Origin of the sequence: Caulobacter zeae, from assembly GCF_002858925.1 — a bacterium.
Classification (GTDB): domain Bacteria; phylum Pseudomonadota; class Alphaproteobacteria; order Caulobacterales; family Caulobacteraceae; genus Caulobacter; species Caulobacter zeae.
This window is the reverse complement of the sequence record NZ_PJRS01000049.1, coordinates 185,997-200,553: the sequence shown is the minus strand read 5'-3', so window position 1 is coordinate 200,553 and position 14,557 is coordinate 185,997. Positions and strand designations below refer to the sequence as shown.

Below are 14,557 nucleotides of genomic sequence, written 5' to 3'. Positions count from 1 at the left end.
CCCAAAACGCAAGAAAGGCGCGAACCGGAGTTCGCGCCTTCCTCTAAGCTGAGTTCAGGTCAAACGCCTAGTCCAGCTGGCGCTTGATCTCCTCGACGGTGAAGCACTCGATGGTGTCGCCGACCTTGATGTCCTGGAAGCCCGCGAACATCATGCCGCACTCCTGACCGACGGGGACCTCGTTGACCTCGTCCTTGAAGCGCTTGAGCGTCTGCAGGGTGCCCAGTTCGAGCACGACGATGTCCTGACGGATGATCCGGACCTTCGCGCCCTTGCGGACCACGCCTTCGGTGACCTTACAACCCGCGACCTTGCCGATCTTGGTGATGTCGAAGGCCTGCAGGACTTCGGCGTTACCGAGGAAGGTTTCGCGCTGGATCGGGGCCAGCATGCCCGAGAGCACGCCTTTGATGTCGTCCAGCAGGTCGTAGATGATCGCGTAGTAGCGGATCTCGACGCCTTCGCGTTCGGCCAGGGCTCGCGCCTGGGCCGAGGCCCGGACGTTGAAGCCGATGACCGGCGCGCCGGCGCCCTTGGCCAGCATGACGTCGCTTTCGCTGATCGCGCCGGCGCCCGACAGGATGATCCGCGCGCGGACCTCGTCGGTGGCCATCTTGTCCAGCGAACCGATGATCGCCTCGGCCGAACCTTGCACGTCGGCCTTGATGATCAGCGGAAGCTCTTTCAGCTTCTTGTCCTGCAGCTTGGCCATCATGTCGGCCATCGAAGCGCCGGCGCCCACGGGAGCCAGAGTCTTCTCGCGCTTCTGTCGGATGCGGTACTCGGTCAGCTCGCGAGCGCGGGCCTCGTTCTCGACCACGGCGAAAGCTTCGCCGGGCGAGGGAACGCCGTCCAGGCCGAGGATCTCGACCGGCGTGGCCGGACCCGCTTCGGTCAGCTGCTCGTTGCGCTCGTTCAGCAGGGCGCGAACCCGGCCGAACTGGCTGCCGGCGACGACGATGTCGCCGCGCTTAAGCGTGCCGCGGTTGACCAGGACGGTCGAAACGGCGCCGCGACCCTTGTCCAGCTTGGCCTCGATCACCACGCCGTCGGCGGTGCGGTCGGGGTTGGCCTTCAGGTCGAGCACTTCGGCCTGCAGCAGGATGGCGTCGAGCAGGTCGTCCAGGCCCGTGCGGGCCTTGGCCGAGACCTCGATGATCTGGGTGTCGCCACCCAGGCTTTCGACGACGATCTCGTGCTGCAGCAGCTCGTTGACCACGCGGGTCGGATCCGAGCCCGGCTTGTCCATCTTGTTCACGGCCACGATGATCGGCACTTCGGCCGCCTTGGCGTGCTTGATGGCCTCGATCGTCTGCGGCATCACGCCGTCGTCACCGGCCACTACCAGCACGACGATGTCGGTGATGTTGGCGCCGCGAGCGCGCATCGCCGAGAAGGCGGCGTGGCCCGGGGTGTCCAGGAAGGTGACGCGCTGGCCGTCCTTCAGGCGAACCTGATAGGCGCCGATGTGCTGGGTGATCCCGCCATGTTCGCCGGCCGCCACGTCGGTGGAGCGCAGGGCGTCGAGCAGCGAGGTCTTGCCGTGGTCGACGTGGCCCATGATGGTCACGACCGGAGGACGGGCTTCCAGGTGATCGTCGTGGTCCTCGGCGCCGATGAAGCCCTCTTCGACGTCGGCTTCCGACACGCGCTTGACGGTGTGGCCGAATTCGGTGGCCACCAGCTCGGCGGTGTCGTTGTCGATGACGTCGTTGATCTTCAGCATCACGCCCTGACGCATCAGGAACTTGATGATCTCGACGCCGCGCACGGCCATCCGGTTGGACAGCTCCTGCACGGTGATGACGTCGGGGATCACGACCTCGCGGGCGACGCGCGCCTGCTCGACCGCGCCGCCACGGCGCTTTTCCTTTTCGCGTTCACGGGCCCGGCGAACCGAAGCCAGCGAGCGCATGCGATCGGCGGAATCCCCATCACCGGCCACGGCCTGGATGGTCAGACGGCCTTCGCGGCGTTGCGGAGCGCCCTTGACGCGCGACACGGCCTTGTTCGGCGCGTTCGCGGTCTTGCGACGATCGTCGTCCTCGTCGGGACGGCGGCCGATTTCGCCACCGGGACGCGGGGCCGAACGCATGGCGCGCTGGATTTCCGGGGTCGCCGGAGCCGAAGCGGGCACACCCGGACGCGGACCGCGCGGACCACCGGGGCCGCCAGGGCCACGAGCGCCGCCAGGCGCCGGGCGCGGGGCCAGGGCCGAGTAGCGGACGGTCTGCTGCGGACGGTCGCCTTGCGGACGATCACCCTGCGGGCGGTCGCCGCCCGAGCGGTAACCACCGCCGCCAGCGCCGCCTTCCGGACGCGGGCCGCGCGGACGGTCGCCGTCCGGACGCGGAGCGCGCTGGTTGTAGGGTCCGTCCTGACGGGGGGCGCGTTGATTGTACGGCCCGTCCTGGCGCGGAGCGCGCTGGTTGAACGGACGGTCGCCCTGCGGGCGGTCACCCTGGGGACGATCGCCTTGAGGGCGGTCGCCGCCCGGCGTCGGCCGGTAGGTCGTGGTGGTCGGACGGTCGTCGCGACGCTCACGGCTGGGTTCGTAGGTGCGGGTCTGGCCCGGAGCGCGCGGCGCGGCGGGAGCCTCGGCGCGGGGCGCTTCGACACGCGGCGCGGCCGGGGCCGGAGCGGGCGTCGGCGCGGGCGCGACCGGAGCAGCGGCGGCCGGGGTCGGCGCGGCGGGCGCGGCCGGAGCCGGCTTGGCGGCGGCGGCTTCAGCGGCGGCCTTGGCGGCTGCGGCCTTGGCTGCGGCTTCGCGAGCCGCGGCGGCCTCGGCGGCGGCGCGGGCGTCAGCGGCGCGACGCTCGGCGGCCTGGCGCTCCTGAGCTTCGCGAGCGGCCTCGATGGCGCGCTGGCGAGCGCGCATCTCGTCCTGCGACAGACCGCCAGCGGCCCCGCCGCCACCGCCGCCCTGCGGGCGCGGCGCGTCGTGGCGACGCTCGGCCTGGGACGGCGCGGCGAGGTTGCCGGAAGCCGGCGCGTGCGGACGCGTGCGCTTCGTCTCGACAACCACCGTCTTGGTCCTGCCGTGGCTGAAGCTCTGCTTCACAACGCCGGCGCTCACCGAGCCCTGGCGGGGCTTCAGGGTGATGGGCGCGCGCCCACCGGGGTTGGAACCAGGCCGACCGTTATCGTTCTCGTCGCTCATGCGCTCGCTTGTACTTCCGCCGGGCGGGTTCCCGGCCCAAAAAACCGATCAATCCATACGAGAAAGGGGCCCGGACGTACCTCCAATAGGAAGCGCGTTTCCCGGCCCTTCGCTCAAGAGCGCGACGCCTTAGGCGGCTTGCTCCAACATTCAGGTTCTAGGCTCTTTTCGCCATCGAATGAAGCCATCCGAGAACGCATCGAAGCCTAGGGCTCCTCGTTCTGACGCACCACCCAGTCCGGCGGCGTGAAAGAACGGAAGCCTGATAACCGCTCGACGTCCAAAGTCCAGCGATCCGTGCCTCGCCCCGCGAGGAGCGCCGTGTGTATCACATTCTCCCCGCCCAAGGCCAAACCCAATTCGTCGGATGTGAACATACCGAGGATTCTCGGGGTGTTCGGCGCTTTGCGGACCGCTGAAAAGACCTTGCGGCGGCCGTCATCGGCGCCGTCGGCGGCTTCGATCAGCCAGGCGGTCTTGCCCGAGGCCAGGGCCGCCAGAACCTTTTCGAACCCCGAGATAATGCTCCCGGAGCGTCGCGCAAGGCCCAGGCCGTCCAGAACCCGCTTGGCCAGCAGGCGTTCCACCTGATCGGCCAGGTCGGCCGGGGCGGTCAGCTTGGCCTTCGCCGAGCGCGAGAAGGCGTTCTTCTTGGCGGCGGCGGCGATCGACTCGCGGTCGGCCGCCACCCACATGCCACGGCCCGGCAGCTTGCGGGCCAAGTCGGGGATGACGACGCCGTCGGGCCCGGCCACGAACCGCACCAGGCGCGCCTCGTCGACAACCTCGCCCAGGACGATGTCCTTGCGCGCGCGGCTGGCTTCGGCGTGGGTCTTGGGAGCGGTCTGGTCGATCATGCGTCTTCAAAGGAAGCGGCCCCTCCGAAGATCGGAAGGGCCGGTTCTGTCTCTTACTGCTCTTCGGCGGCTTCTTCGGCGGCGGGGGCTTCCTCGCCTTCGACCGGGGCGGCGTCTTCGACCTCGCCCTCGATCTCCTCGCCCTCGACTTCTTCGTACTCCGGCTCCGGCGGGGCCTCGACCCAGCCCATGGCGATACGAGCGCGCATGATCAGGGCCTCGGCGTCGTCGGGCGACAGGTTGAAGCTTTCGAGGATGCCCGGCTCGCGCACGCGCTCGCCGCCCTTGCTCTCGAACCAGCCGCGCATGTCATCGGGGACGAGGCCGGCCAGGTCTTCGATCGTCTTCACGTCGCCTTCGCCCAGGGCCACGGCCATGGCCAGGGTCACGCCCTCGACGCCCAGCAGTTCGTCCTGGACGCCCAGCTCGACGCGCTTGGCGTCCAGGGCGGCGGCTTCCTTCTCGAGGAATTCGCGGGCGCGAGCCTGCAGTTCCTCGGCGGTCTCGTCGTCGAAGCCTTCGATCGAACCGATCTCGTGGGTGTCGACATAGGCGACGTCTTCCACCGCGGCGAAGCCTTCAGTGACCAGCAGCTGGGCGATGACTTCGTCGACGTCCAGGGCTTCCTGGAACAGGGCCGTGCGCTCGGTGAACTCGCGCTGACGGCGCTCGCTCTCCTGGCTTTCGGTCATGATGTCGATCTGCCAGCCGGTCAGCTGCGAGGCCAGGCGGACGTTCTGGCCGCGGCGGCCAATGGCCAGCGACAGCTGCTCGTCCGGCACCACGACTTCGACGCGCTCGTCTTCCTCGTCCATGACGACCTTGGAGACTTCGGCCGGGGCCAGGGCGTTGACGATGAAGGTGGCTTCGTCTTCCGACCACTGGATGATGTCGATCTTCTCGCCTTGCAGCTCGGCGACCACCGCCTGCACGCGCGAGCCGCGCATGCCGACGCAGGCGCCGACCGGGTCGATCGAGCTGTCGTTGGAGATGACGGCCATCTTGGCGCGCGAACCCGGGTCACGGGCCACGGCGCGGATCTCGATGACGCCGTCGTAGACTTCCGGCACCTCCTGCGCGAACAGCTTGGCCATGAAGCCGCCGTGGGCGCGGCTCAGCATGATCTGCGGGCCCTTGGTCTCGCGACGGACGTCGTAGATGTAAGCGCGGATGCGGTCGCCGACGTTGAAGTTCTCGCGCGGGATCGACTGGTCGCGGCGCATGATGCCTTCGCCACGGCCCAGGTCGACGATGACGTTGCCGTACTCGACGCGCTTGACGCTGCCGTTGACGATCTCGCCCGAGCGATCCTTGTACTCTTCGTACTGGCGCTCGCGCTCGGCTTCGCGAACCTTGTGCATGACGACCTGGCGGGCCATCTGGGTCTGCACGCGGCCGATCTCGAACGGCGGCAGGGCTTCTTCGTAGATCTTGCCGATCTCGGCGTCGCGCCAGGTACGCTTGGCCGAGGTCAGGTGGACCTTGCCGATCTCGCCTTCCAGGTCGGCGTCGTCGGCGACGATCTCGATCACGCGCTTCTGCGTCGTCTCGCCCGTGCGCGGGTCGATCTTGACGCGGATGTCGTGCTCGGCGCCGTAGCGGGCCCGGGCGGCCTTCTGCAGGGCGTCCTCGATGGCCTCGATGACGACTTCCTTCTCGATGCCCTTTTCGCGGGCGACCGCGTCGGCGATCTGGAGCAGTTCAAGCCGGTTGGCGGCGATGCCGATGGCCATGGTCAGTCCTCTTCACTTTCGGACAAATCGTTGTCGTTCTCGGCGTCGACGCCGTCCTGGTCGATCCTGGCGGCGCGCGCATCGGCGCCCCGCTTCATCAGCTGGTCGGTCAGGACGAGCTTGGCGTCGACGATCCAGGCGAACGGGAAATAGACGGTGACGTCGTCCTCGCCCTCGATGTTGAGGCCGACCTGGTCGTCCTCGACACCGGCGAGCTCGCCCTTGAAGCGCTTGCGGCCCTCGGCCACGCGGTCGAGCTCGATGCGCACCTCGAGACCGGCATAGGTCTCGAAGTCCTTCAGGCGGGTCAGCGGGCGGTCGACGCCCGGGCTGGAGACCTCCAGGGTGTATTCGCCGGCGATCGGGTCGGCGGCGTCCATCACCTCGGAGATGGCGCGCGACAGCTTGGCGCAGTCCTCGACGTTCATGTCGCCGCCGCTGCCGTCTTCCTGCAGGGGGCGTTCGGCCATGATCTGCAGGCGGCGCTGTTCAGCCCCGCCCATCAGGCGCAGGCGGACGATCTCGTAGCCGACGGTCTCGGCGACAGGATCGAGCATCTCGATCAGGTCCAGGTCTTCTCGCGTCTTGCCGCGCACGGTTCTCTTCTCGGTTTCGTGGGTCGCCCGCCGAGGCCTCGAAAGGCCCAGCTGGCGAGCGACCAAAGAAAAAGCGGCAGCCTTTCGGGCCGCCGCTCGAAAGCGCCAATCAGCGCTAACGGACGATGTAGGAGCTATATAGCGCGATAGGCGAGCGTGTGGAAGCCCCCTCCTGGCCCCGGCTCACGCAGCGCGCGAGAGACCTTTGCAAGGGCGCAAGGCCAAGCGGCAAAAGCTGTTCTGGCGGTCACTCGACAAGCTGGACCACACATCGAAGTTGCTTTTGGAGGCGCAAGTCGAGGGGCGGACACGCCCCCTCTTTCGCATCGCAACACTTGTGGCCTATACAGACGGCCGCTTGAGGCCCGCCTCCCCGCGGGAACCTTCCCACAACGAAGAGTCACTATGGACCTCTCCAAGATCGCGGTGGGCGTGAACCCGCCCTACGACCTGAACGCCGTCATCGAGATCCCGCAGGGCGGCGAGCCGGTGAAGTACGAGATCGACAAGGAAAGCGGCGCCCTGATGGTGGACCGCTTCCTGCACACGGCGATGTTCTACCCGGCCAACTACGGCTTCATCCCGCACACCCTGGCCGACGACGGCGACCCGGCCGACATCATGGTCGTGGGCCCGACCCCGGTGGTGCCTGGCGCGATCATCCGCTGCCGCCCGATCGGCGCCCTGATGATGGTCGACGAAGCCGGGTCTGACGAAAAGATCCTGGCCGTGCCGGTCGACAAGCTGCACCCCTTCTACACGGGCGTGAACAGCTGGCGCGACCTGCCAACCATCCTGACCGAGCAGATCGCCCACTTCTTCCAGCACTACAAGGACCTGGAAAAGGGCAAGTCGACCAAGATCACCGGCTGGGCCGACCCGGACGAGACCGCCGAGCTGATCCGCGCGGCGATCAAGCGTCACGACGAGAACTACTGATCCATCGAGATCGAGACGCGGCGTCGGGGACCTCTCCGACGCCGTTTTCTTTTGCGGCTTCAAGCCCCGGGTGTGACCTTCGCGACCTTGCGCGCGGGGCCGCTCGACCCCATAACCTCGCCGGATGAGCGAGACCCCGCAAAAGCGCCTCTATATCAAGACCTACGGCTGTCAGATGAACGTCTACGACAGCGAGCGCATGACCGATGTCCTGCGTCCGCTGGGCTATGGCGTGGTCGATGATCCAGAGGGCGCGGATCTCGTGGTGCTCAACACCTGCCACATCCGCGAGAAGGCCACCGAGAAGGTCTATTCCGAGCTTGGCCTGATCAAGCAGATGAAGGACCGCAAGGCCCAGTCCGGCGGCAAGATGACCATCGCCGTGGCCGGCTGCGTGGCCCAGGCCGAAGGCCAGGAGATCATGAACCGCCAGCGGGCGGTGGACCTGGTCGTCGGCCCGCAGGCCTATCACCAGCTGCCTGAGCTGATCGCCCGCGCCCACCGGGCCTCGGGTGAACGCCTGGCCGCCGACTTCGCCGCCGACGAGAAGTTCGACGCCCTGCCGGCCGAACGCCACGTCACCGGCGTCACCGCCTTCCTGACCGTGCAGGAGGGCTGCGACAAGTTCTGCACCTTCTGCGTGGTGCCCTATACGCGCGGCGGCGAGTGGTCGCGGCCGGTGAACGACATCGTCGAAGAAGCCAAGCGCCTGGCCGGCGCCGGCGTGCGCGAGGTCACGCTGCTGGGCCAGAACGTCAACGCCTATGACGGCGACGGCTCGACCCTGGCCAAGCTGGTGCGCAAGCTGGCCACGATCGATGGCCTGGACCGCATCCGCTACACCACCAGCCACCCGCGCGACATGGGCGAGGACCTGATCGAGGCTCACGGCGAGCTGCCGCAGCTGATGCCGTACCTGCACCTGCCGGTGCAGGCCGGCAGCGACAAGATCCTCAAGGCCATGAACCGCGACCACACGGCCGAAAGCTATGTGAAGCTGATCGAGCGCATCCGCGCCGCCCGGCCCGACATCGCCATGAGCGGCGACTTCATCGTCGGCTTCCCCGGCGAGCGCGACGGCGACTTCGAGAAGACGATGGAGCTGGTGCGCGAGGTCGGCTTCGCCAGCGCCTTCTCGTTCAAGTATTCGCGCCGTCCGGGCACGCCTGCGTCTGCAATGCCCGGCCAGGTCGACGACGCCGTGAAGGCCGAACGCCTGGACCGCCTGAACCAGCTGCTCGACGAACAGCAACGGGCCTTCAACGCCAGCCAGACCGGCAAGACCCTGCCGGTGCTGTTCGAGAAGGCCGGCCGCCACCCCGGCCAGATCGTCGGCCGCAGCCCCTACCTGCAAGCCGTCCACGTTTCGGGCGGGGAGCACCTGATCGGGACGATCGTTCCGGTCCGCATCGAGAGCGCCGCCAAGATGAGCCTGGCCGGCGTGCTCGCCAACGAACCCGCTTTGGAGACCGCGTGAGCCGCACGCCCGAGTTCCTGCCGCTTTCCGACGACGCCGTCGTCGCCGTCACCGGCCCGTCCGGCCGCCATGCCGCCCTGATCGAGGACGCCTTCAAGGTCCTGCTCGAGACGCCCGGCGGCGGCGTCAAGATTACCGGCGACGTCAAGGGCCGCTCGGCGGCCAAGCGCGCCCTGCTGGCCCTGGCCGAGCGCGCCGACGCCGGCCATGAAGTGGTCGAGGCCGACATCCGCGTGGCCGTGGGCGAAGCCCACAGCGCCGGCGGCCAGGCCTCGCCCCGCGCCGTGCGCCGCGGCGCGGTCTCGCCCAAGACCAAGAACCAGGCCGCCTACATGGAGCAGATGGCCCGGCATCCGCTGGTCTTCGGCCTCGGGCCCGCCGGCACCGGCAAGACCTTCCTGGCGGTGGCCCAGGGCGCGGGCATGTTGCTGCGCGGCGAGGTCGACCGCCTGATCGTCACCCGCCCCGCCGTCGAGGCCGGCGAGAAGCTGGGCTTCCTTCCGGGCGACCTGAACGAGAAGGTCGACCCCTACATGGCGCCGGTCTGGGAAGCCCTGACCGACATCATGGGCGCCGAGCAGCTGCGCCGCCGCCGAGACAAGGGCGAGATCGAGGTCGCCCCGATCGCCTTCATGCGCGGCCGCACGCTTGCCCATGCGTTCGTCATCGTCGACGAGGCCCAGAACTGCTCGCGCCTGCAGATGAAGATGGTGCTGACCCGCCTGGGCGAGGGCGCGCGCATGGTGGTGACCGGCGATCCAACCCAGATCGACCTGCTGAACCCCCGCGACTCCGGCCTGGCCCACGCCGTCTCTATCCTCGACGGCGTCGAGGGCGTGGCCGTGGCCCGCTTTACCTCGACCGACGTCGTGCGCCACCCGCTGGTGGAGCGCATCGTCAAGGCCTACGACGCCGACGCGGCCCTGGTGGCGACTCCCCGATGATCACCGTCGATATCGAAATCGAAGACGAGGCCTGGACCAAGGCCGAACCCGAGGCCGAGGCCCTGGTCTGGCGCGCCGCCCAGGCCGTGCTGGACGCCCACGAGGACGTCGAGGGCCAGGGGATCGTCATCCTGCTGGCCGACGACGACAGCGTTCAGGCCCTGAACCGCGACTTCCGCCAGAAGGACTACGCCACCAACGTGCTGTCCTTCCCCTCGCCCCAGGACCCGGCGACCAACCCCGAAGGCCAGATCGGCGACATCGCCCTGGCCTACGGCGTCTGCGCCCGCGAGGCGGCCGAGCAGGGCAAGCCCCTGAGCCACCACCTGCAACATCTTGTGGCGCATGGGGTGCTGCATCTCTTAGGATACGACCACGAGGGCGACGACGAGGCCGAGGCCATGGAAGCGCTTGAACGCGAGATCCTGGCGGGACTGGACGTTCCCGATCCCTACGCCGACGAGAGGTGAAAGCCCAAAGGCATGCCTGACGACGACCAGAGTTCCACGCCCGCCGGTCCGGCCAGATTCAGCCGGGGCCTGCGGGCGTTCTTCCGTGAGCTGCGGCGGGCCGCGCCGGTCAAGCGCGCCCGTACGGTCGATTCCGACGACGCCGCCGCGCCCGACCTCGTCGACCAGGCCGAGGCGTTCAAGACCCTGAAGGTCGGCGACCTGATGACCCCCCGCCCCGACGTGGTGGCGGTCGAGCTCGACACCCCGTTCGCCGTGGTCGTGGCCCAGTTCGTCGAGTCCGGCCACTCGCGCATGCCCATCTACCGCGAGGCCCTGGACCAGCCGATCGGCGTCGTCCACGTCAAGGACGTGTTCCGCCTGCTGGCCGACGGCGACCTGCGCCCCGAGCCGGAGGCCCGCGTCCTCGAACAATTGCGCCGCGACATGTTCCTGGTGCCCGCCTCGATGCGGGCCGCCGACCTGTTGCAGCGCATGCGCACCAAGCGCGTTCACATGGCCATGCTCATCGACGAATTCGGCGGGGTCGACGGCCTGGTGACCATCGAGGACCTGATCGAGAGCGTGGTCGGCGACATCGACGACGAGCACGACGACGCCCAGGTGGCCACCGTGATCGCCCGTCCCGGCGGCGTCTTCGAGACCGAGGGCCGCACGCCGCTGGAAGACCTGGAGGCCGCCCTGGGCGAGACCCTGGACCCGCCCGAGCACGAGGAGGAGGTCGACACCGTCGGCGGCCTCGTCGCCGCCCTGGCCGGCCAGGTGCCCGAACAGGGGCAGATGGTGCGCCACCCCGCCGGCTTCGAGCTGGAAGTGCTGGAGGCCGACTCCCGTCGCGTGCTCAAGGTGCGCGTGCGCCGCGCGCCGGAGACGGTCGAGGCCGAGACCTCGCTCGCCCCGGTGGACGCTCCTTGAACCTGCGCGCCCTGACCGCCGCCTCACCCTGGCGCGACCGCGTGCTGGCGCTGGTCGCGGGCCTGGCCGCGGCCATGGCCCACCCGCCGTTCGGGTTCCTGCCCGGCCTGCTGGGCTACGCCCTGCTGCTGTGGCTGCTGGATGCGATCGGCGGCCCCCGGCCCTTGCGCTCGGCCTTCCTGCGCGGCTGGCTGGCCGGCCTCTCCTATTTCGGCCTGGGCACCTGGTGGATCGGCGAGGCCTTCCTGGTCGACGCCGCCAACCAGGGCTGGATGGCCCCGTTCGCGGTGACCGCCATGGCCGCGGGCCTGGCGCTGTTCTGGGGTCTGGCCGCTCTCCTCTATCGCCGCCTGCGCCCAGCCGGCGCGGTGCGCGTGCTGGCCTTCGCCACCGCCCTGTCGGCGCTGGAGTGGGTGCGCGGCCACGTGCTGACCGGCTTTCCCTGGAACCTGCCGGGCGAGACCTGGCGGGCCGGTTCGGCGCCGTCCCAGGCCGCCGCCCTGCTGGGCGCCTACGGCCTGACCTTCGTGACCCTGGCCATCGCCGCCGCCCCCGCCGTCTGGCGGCAAGGCAGGACGGGCAAGATCGCCGTCGGCGCGGCCGCCCTGGCGCTGGCCGGCCTCTATGGCGGCGGCGCCCTGGCGCTGAAGACCGCGCCGAGCCCCGTGACATCGGCCGCCCCCAAGGTCCGCATCGTCCAGGCCAACGTCCAGCAGTCGGCCAAGTGGGACGCCGCCAGCTTCCAGGCCATCGTCAACGACTATGCCGCCCTGACCGCCACGGCCTATGCCGACGGCAAGCCGGCCGACATCGTGGTCTGGCCCGAAGGCGCCCTGCCCGCCGCCATCAACGACTACCTCGCCCTCGGAACCTGGGTGCGCCAGGCGATCATGGACTCGCTTCAGCCGGGCCAGCTACTGCTGATCGGCGGCTATCGCTACGAGGGCTCGATCGAGGCGCCGGTCTACTACAACAGCCTGGTGGCCCTGCGCCGCGAACCGGGCGACCTGGTCATGGTCGGGGTCTACGACAAGCACCGGCTCGTGCCGTTCGGCGAGTACCTGCCCGCCGAGGGCTTCCTGACCGCCATCGGCTTCAAGAGCATGGCCCACCTGGGCGACGGCTTCGCCACCGGTCCGCGTCCGGCGCCCCTGAGCGTAGGGGCGGACCTGAAGGTGCAGCCGCTGATCTGCTACGAAAGCCTGTTCCCGGGCCTGGCCCGCCCCGACGCCGGCGTGCGGGCGTTGGTCAACGTCTCCAACGACGCCTGGTTCGGGGTGACCTCCGGCCCCCTGCAGCACCTGAACCTGGCCAGCTACCGCGCCATCGAGGCCGGCCGGCCGATGATCCGCGCCACCCCGACCGGCGTTTCCGCCATGGTCGACGCCCAGGGCCGCGTGATCGCCGGCCAGCGCCTGGACCTGGGCGCGCGCGGGGTCATCGACGCCCCCCTGCCCGCCGTCGGCCACGACACGCCGGCCTCGCGCCTGGGCGACTGGCCGTTGGCGATCCTGCTGCTCGCCTCGGTGGCGATCTGTATCGGCATCTCACGTATCGGCGGTCAGAAGTTTGCCGCTGCGAAAGATATGGGCTGAACTAAAGCCGTAATCTTAGGTCTATGCCTAAGCATGACCGTCGCCCCCGAATCCACCGCCGAAATCGAGCGTTCGCCCAACCCCGTCGACCTGCACGTCGGGGCTCGTATCCGCATGCGCCGCAAGATCCTCGGCGTCAGCCAGGAGAAGCTGGCCGAGAGCCTGGGCCTGACCTTCCAGCAGGTGCAGAAGTACGAGCGCGGCGCCAATCGCGTCAGCGCCAGCAAGCTCTACGAGATCGCCCGCAGCCTCCAGGCCCCGGTCGCCTACTTCTTCGAGGGCCTGGCCGATCCGTCCGAACCGGCCGACGGCGAAGCGCGCAACGACCACCAGGTGCACGAGTTCCTGATGACGCCCGAGGGCCTGGAGCTGGCCTCGCTGTTCCCGCGCCTGAACCGCGCCCCGGTGCGCCGTCGCATCCTCGACCTCGTCCGGTCGATGGCCGAGGAAGAAGCCTAGCCACTCGCGGCCGGGCGCCCTCGCCCGGCCCGTCGTCCCCGGAAAGGCGACCAGCCGCCTTGCGGACATAAACTTATCTTTATATGGTTCTCGCTAAGCTCGCGAGGCCGGTTGCCACGTGGGCGCTGGACTATAAGCCGGAGCCGTCCACTTGAGCCGTTCGTCCTACATCTTCACCAGCGAAAGCGTCTCCGAAGGCCACCCCGACAAGGTCGCCGACCGCATCAGCGACACCGTGGTCGACGCTTTCCTCAGCGCCGATCCGGAAGCTCGGGTGGCTTGCGAAACCCTGGTCACGACCAACCGCGTCGTCCTGGCGGGCGAAGTCCGCGCAGGCAAGCCGGGCGGCGACAAGAAGGCCAACAAGGAGCTGACCAAGGACATCATCAAGTCCCTGGAGCCCAAGGTCCGCGCGGCCATCAAGGACATCGGCTACGCCCAGAAGGGCTTCCACTGGGAAAAGGCCAAGTACGCCTGCTACCTGCACGGCCAGTCGGCGCACATCGCCCAGGGCGTGGACGCCACCGACAAGAAGGACGAAGGCGCCGGCGACCAGGGCATCATGTTCGGCTACGCCAGCACGGAGACCCCGGAGCTGATGCCGGCCACGCTGCAATATAGCCACAACATCCTCAAGCGCCTGGCCGAACTGCGCCACTCGGGCGAGCTGCACGAGCTGGAGCCCGACGCCAAGAGCCAGGTGACGCTGGAATACGACGGTAACGGCGTGCCGCAGCGCGTCGTCTCGATCGTCGTGTCGCACCAGCACAAGAAGAAGATCGACGGCAAGACCCCGACCTCCAAGCGCGTGCTCGACCTGATCAAGCCGCACATCCTGCCGATCTTCCCCGAAGGCCTGATCACCAAGAAGACCCAGTGGCTGATCAACCCGACCGGCCGCTTCGAGATCGGCGGCCCGGACGGCGACGCCGGGATCACCGGCCGCAAGATCATCGTCGACACCTACGGCGGCGCGGCCCCGCACGGCGGCGGCGCCTTCTCGGGCAAGGACCCGACCAAGGTCGACCGCTCGGCCGCCTATGCCTGCCGCTATCTGGCCAAGAACGTCGTGGCCTCGGGCCTGGCCGAACGCTGCACGATCCAGATCGCCTATGCGATCGGCGTGGCCCAGCCGGTCTCGTTCCACGTCGACCTGCACGGCACCGGCAAGGTCGACCCGGCCGTCCTGGAAAAGGTCCTGCCGCAGCTGATCGGCGGCGCCACGCCGCGTTCGATCCGCGAGCACCTGCAGCTGAACCGCCCGATCTACGCCCGCACCGCCGCCTACGGCCACTTCGGCCGCACGCCGGACAACGAAGGCGGCTTCTCGTGGGAGAAGACCGACCTGGTGTCGGAACTGAAGGGCCTGGCGTAAGCCTCGCATCCTTCTGGAATTCGGAAGGGCCTCGGCG

General features: G+C 68.9%; 12 protein-coding genes. 8 read left to right on the top strand and 4 right to left on the bottom strand.

What is annotated here, in order from left to right:
• Positions 1 to 67 precede the first annotated feature (67 nt).
• From infB to rimP, 4 genes are all read right to left on the bottom strand, one after another.
• Complete coding sequence (gene infB, locus SGCZBJ_RS24310) at positions 68 to 3,160, bottom strand: translation initiation factor IF-2 (RefSeq protein WP_101720485.1); 3,093 nt, start codon at positions 3,158 to 3,160, stop codon at positions 68 to 70.
• Positions 3,161 to 3,366: 206 nt separating this feature from the next.
• Positions 3,367 to 4,017 (bottom strand): RNA-binding protein, encoded by a 651-nt coding sequence (locus tag SGCZBJ_RS24305; protein WP_101720484.1) that lies wholly within the window; start codon positions 4,015 to 4,017, stop codon positions 3,367 to 3,369.
• A 53-nt stretch (positions 4,018 to 4,070) separates the two neighbouring features.
• Entirely contained in the window at positions 4,071 to 5,750 is a 1,680-nt protein-coding gene (nusA, locus tag SGCZBJ_RS24300; protein WP_101720483.1) for a transcription termination factor NusA, read from the bottom strand.
• A 2-nt stretch (positions 5,751 to 5,752) separates the two neighbouring features.
• The gene (gene rimP / locus SGCZBJ_RS24295) at positions 5,753 to 6,397 is read right to left on the bottom strand and encodes a ribosome maturation factor RimP (protein ID WP_101720659.1); all 645 of its coding nucleotides are present in this window, start codon (positions 6,395 to 6,397) and stop codon (positions 5,753 to 5,755) included.
• A 354-nt stretch (positions 6,398 to 6,751) separates the two neighbouring features.
• On the opposite strand from rimP, the gene ppa reads away from it, so the two are divergent.
• From ppa to metK, 8 genes are all read left to right on the top strand, one after another.
• Complete coding sequence (gene ppa, locus SGCZBJ_RS24290) at positions 6,752 to 7,285, top strand: inorganic diphosphatase (RefSeq protein WP_058347149.1); 534 nt, start codon at positions 6,752 to 6,754, stop codon at positions 7,283 to 7,285.
• Positions 7,286 to 7,409: 124 nt separating this feature from the next.
• Positions 7,410 to 8,762, top strand: a complete 1,353-nt coding sequence (gene miaB, locus SGCZBJ_RS24285; protein WP_101720482.1) for a tRNA (N6-isopentenyl adenosine(37)-C2)-methylthiotransferase MiaB — start codon at positions 7,410 to 7,412, stop codon at positions 8,760 to 8,762.
• Positions 8,759 to 9,706 carry a PhoH family protein gene (locus tag SGCZBJ_RS24280; RefSeq protein ID WP_101720481.1) on the top strand — a complete coding sequence of 316 codons (948 nt, stop codon included), beginning with the start codon at positions 8,759 to 8,761 and terminating at the stop codon, positions 9,704 to 9,706. The genes miaB and SGCZBJ_RS24280 overlap by 4 nt, the downstream gene beginning before the upstream one ends.
• A gap of 11 nt (positions 9,707 to 9,717) precedes the next feature.
• A complete protein-coding gene (gene ybeY, locus SGCZBJ_RS24275; protein ID WP_101720658.1) occupies positions 9,718 to 10,176 on the top strand; it encodes an rRNA maturation RNase YbeY in 459 nt (152 codons plus the stop codon).
• 12 nt (positions 10,177 to 10,188) lie between these two features.
• Positions 10,189 to 11,091, top strand: coding sequence for a hemolysin family protein (locus SGCZBJ_RS24270; protein WP_101720480.1), 903 nt, complete (start codon positions 10,189 to 10,191; stop codon positions 11,089 to 11,091).
• A gap of 74 nt (positions 11,092 to 11,165) precedes the next feature.
• The gene (lnt, locus tag SGCZBJ_RS24265) at positions 11,166 to 12,686 is read left to right on the top strand and encodes an apolipoprotein N-acyltransferase (protein ID WP_101720657.1); all 1,521 of its coding nucleotides are present in this window, start codon (positions 11,166 to 11,168) and stop codon (positions 12,684 to 12,686) included.
• A 33-nt stretch (positions 12,687 to 12,719) separates the two neighbouring features.
• Complete coding sequence (locus SGCZBJ_RS24260) at positions 12,720 to 13,145, top strand: helix-turn-helix domain-containing protein (RefSeq protein ID WP_101720479.1); 426 nt, start codon at positions 12,720 to 12,722, stop codon at positions 13,143 to 13,145.
• A gap of 151 nt (positions 13,146 to 13,296) precedes the next feature.
• A complete protein-coding gene (gene metK, locus SGCZBJ_RS24255) occupies positions 13,297 to 14,520 on the top strand; it encodes a methionine adenosyltransferase (protein WP_101720478.1) in 1,224 nt (407 codons plus the stop codon).
• Positions 14,521 to 14,557: the final 37 nt, after the last annotated feature.

Coding starts and splice junctions, on each gene's coding strand:
- infB (WP_101720485.1), bottom strand. CDS start 3,160: ATGAGCGACGAGAACGATAACGGTCGGCCTGGTTCCAACCCCGGTGGG.
- SGCZBJ_RS24305 (WP_101720484.1), bottom strand. CDS start 4,017: ATGATCGACCAGACCGCTCCCAAGACCCACGCCGAAGCCAGCCGCGCG.
- nusA (WP_101720483.1), bottom strand. CDS start 5,750: ATGGCCATCGGCATCGCCGCCAACCGGCTTGAACTGCTCCAGATCGCC.
- ppa (WP_058347149.1), top strand. CDS start 6,752: ATGGACCTCTCCAAGATCGCGGTGGGCGTGAACCCGCCCTACGACCTG.
- miaB (WP_101720482.1), top strand. CDS start 7,410: ATGAGCGAGACCCCGCAAAAGCGCCTCTATATCAAGACCTACGGCTGT.
- SGCZBJ_RS24270 (WP_101720480.1), top strand. CDS start 10,189: ATGCCTGACGACGACCAGAGTTCCACGCCCGCCGGTCCGGCCAGATTC.
- lnt (WP_101720657.1), top strand. CDS start 11,166: ATGGCCCACCCGCCGTTCGGGTTCCTGCCCGGCCTGCTGGGCTACGCC.
- SGCZBJ_RS24260 (WP_101720479.1), top strand. CDS start 12,720: ATGACCGTCGCCCCCGAATCCACCGCCGAAATCGAGCGTTCGCCCAAC.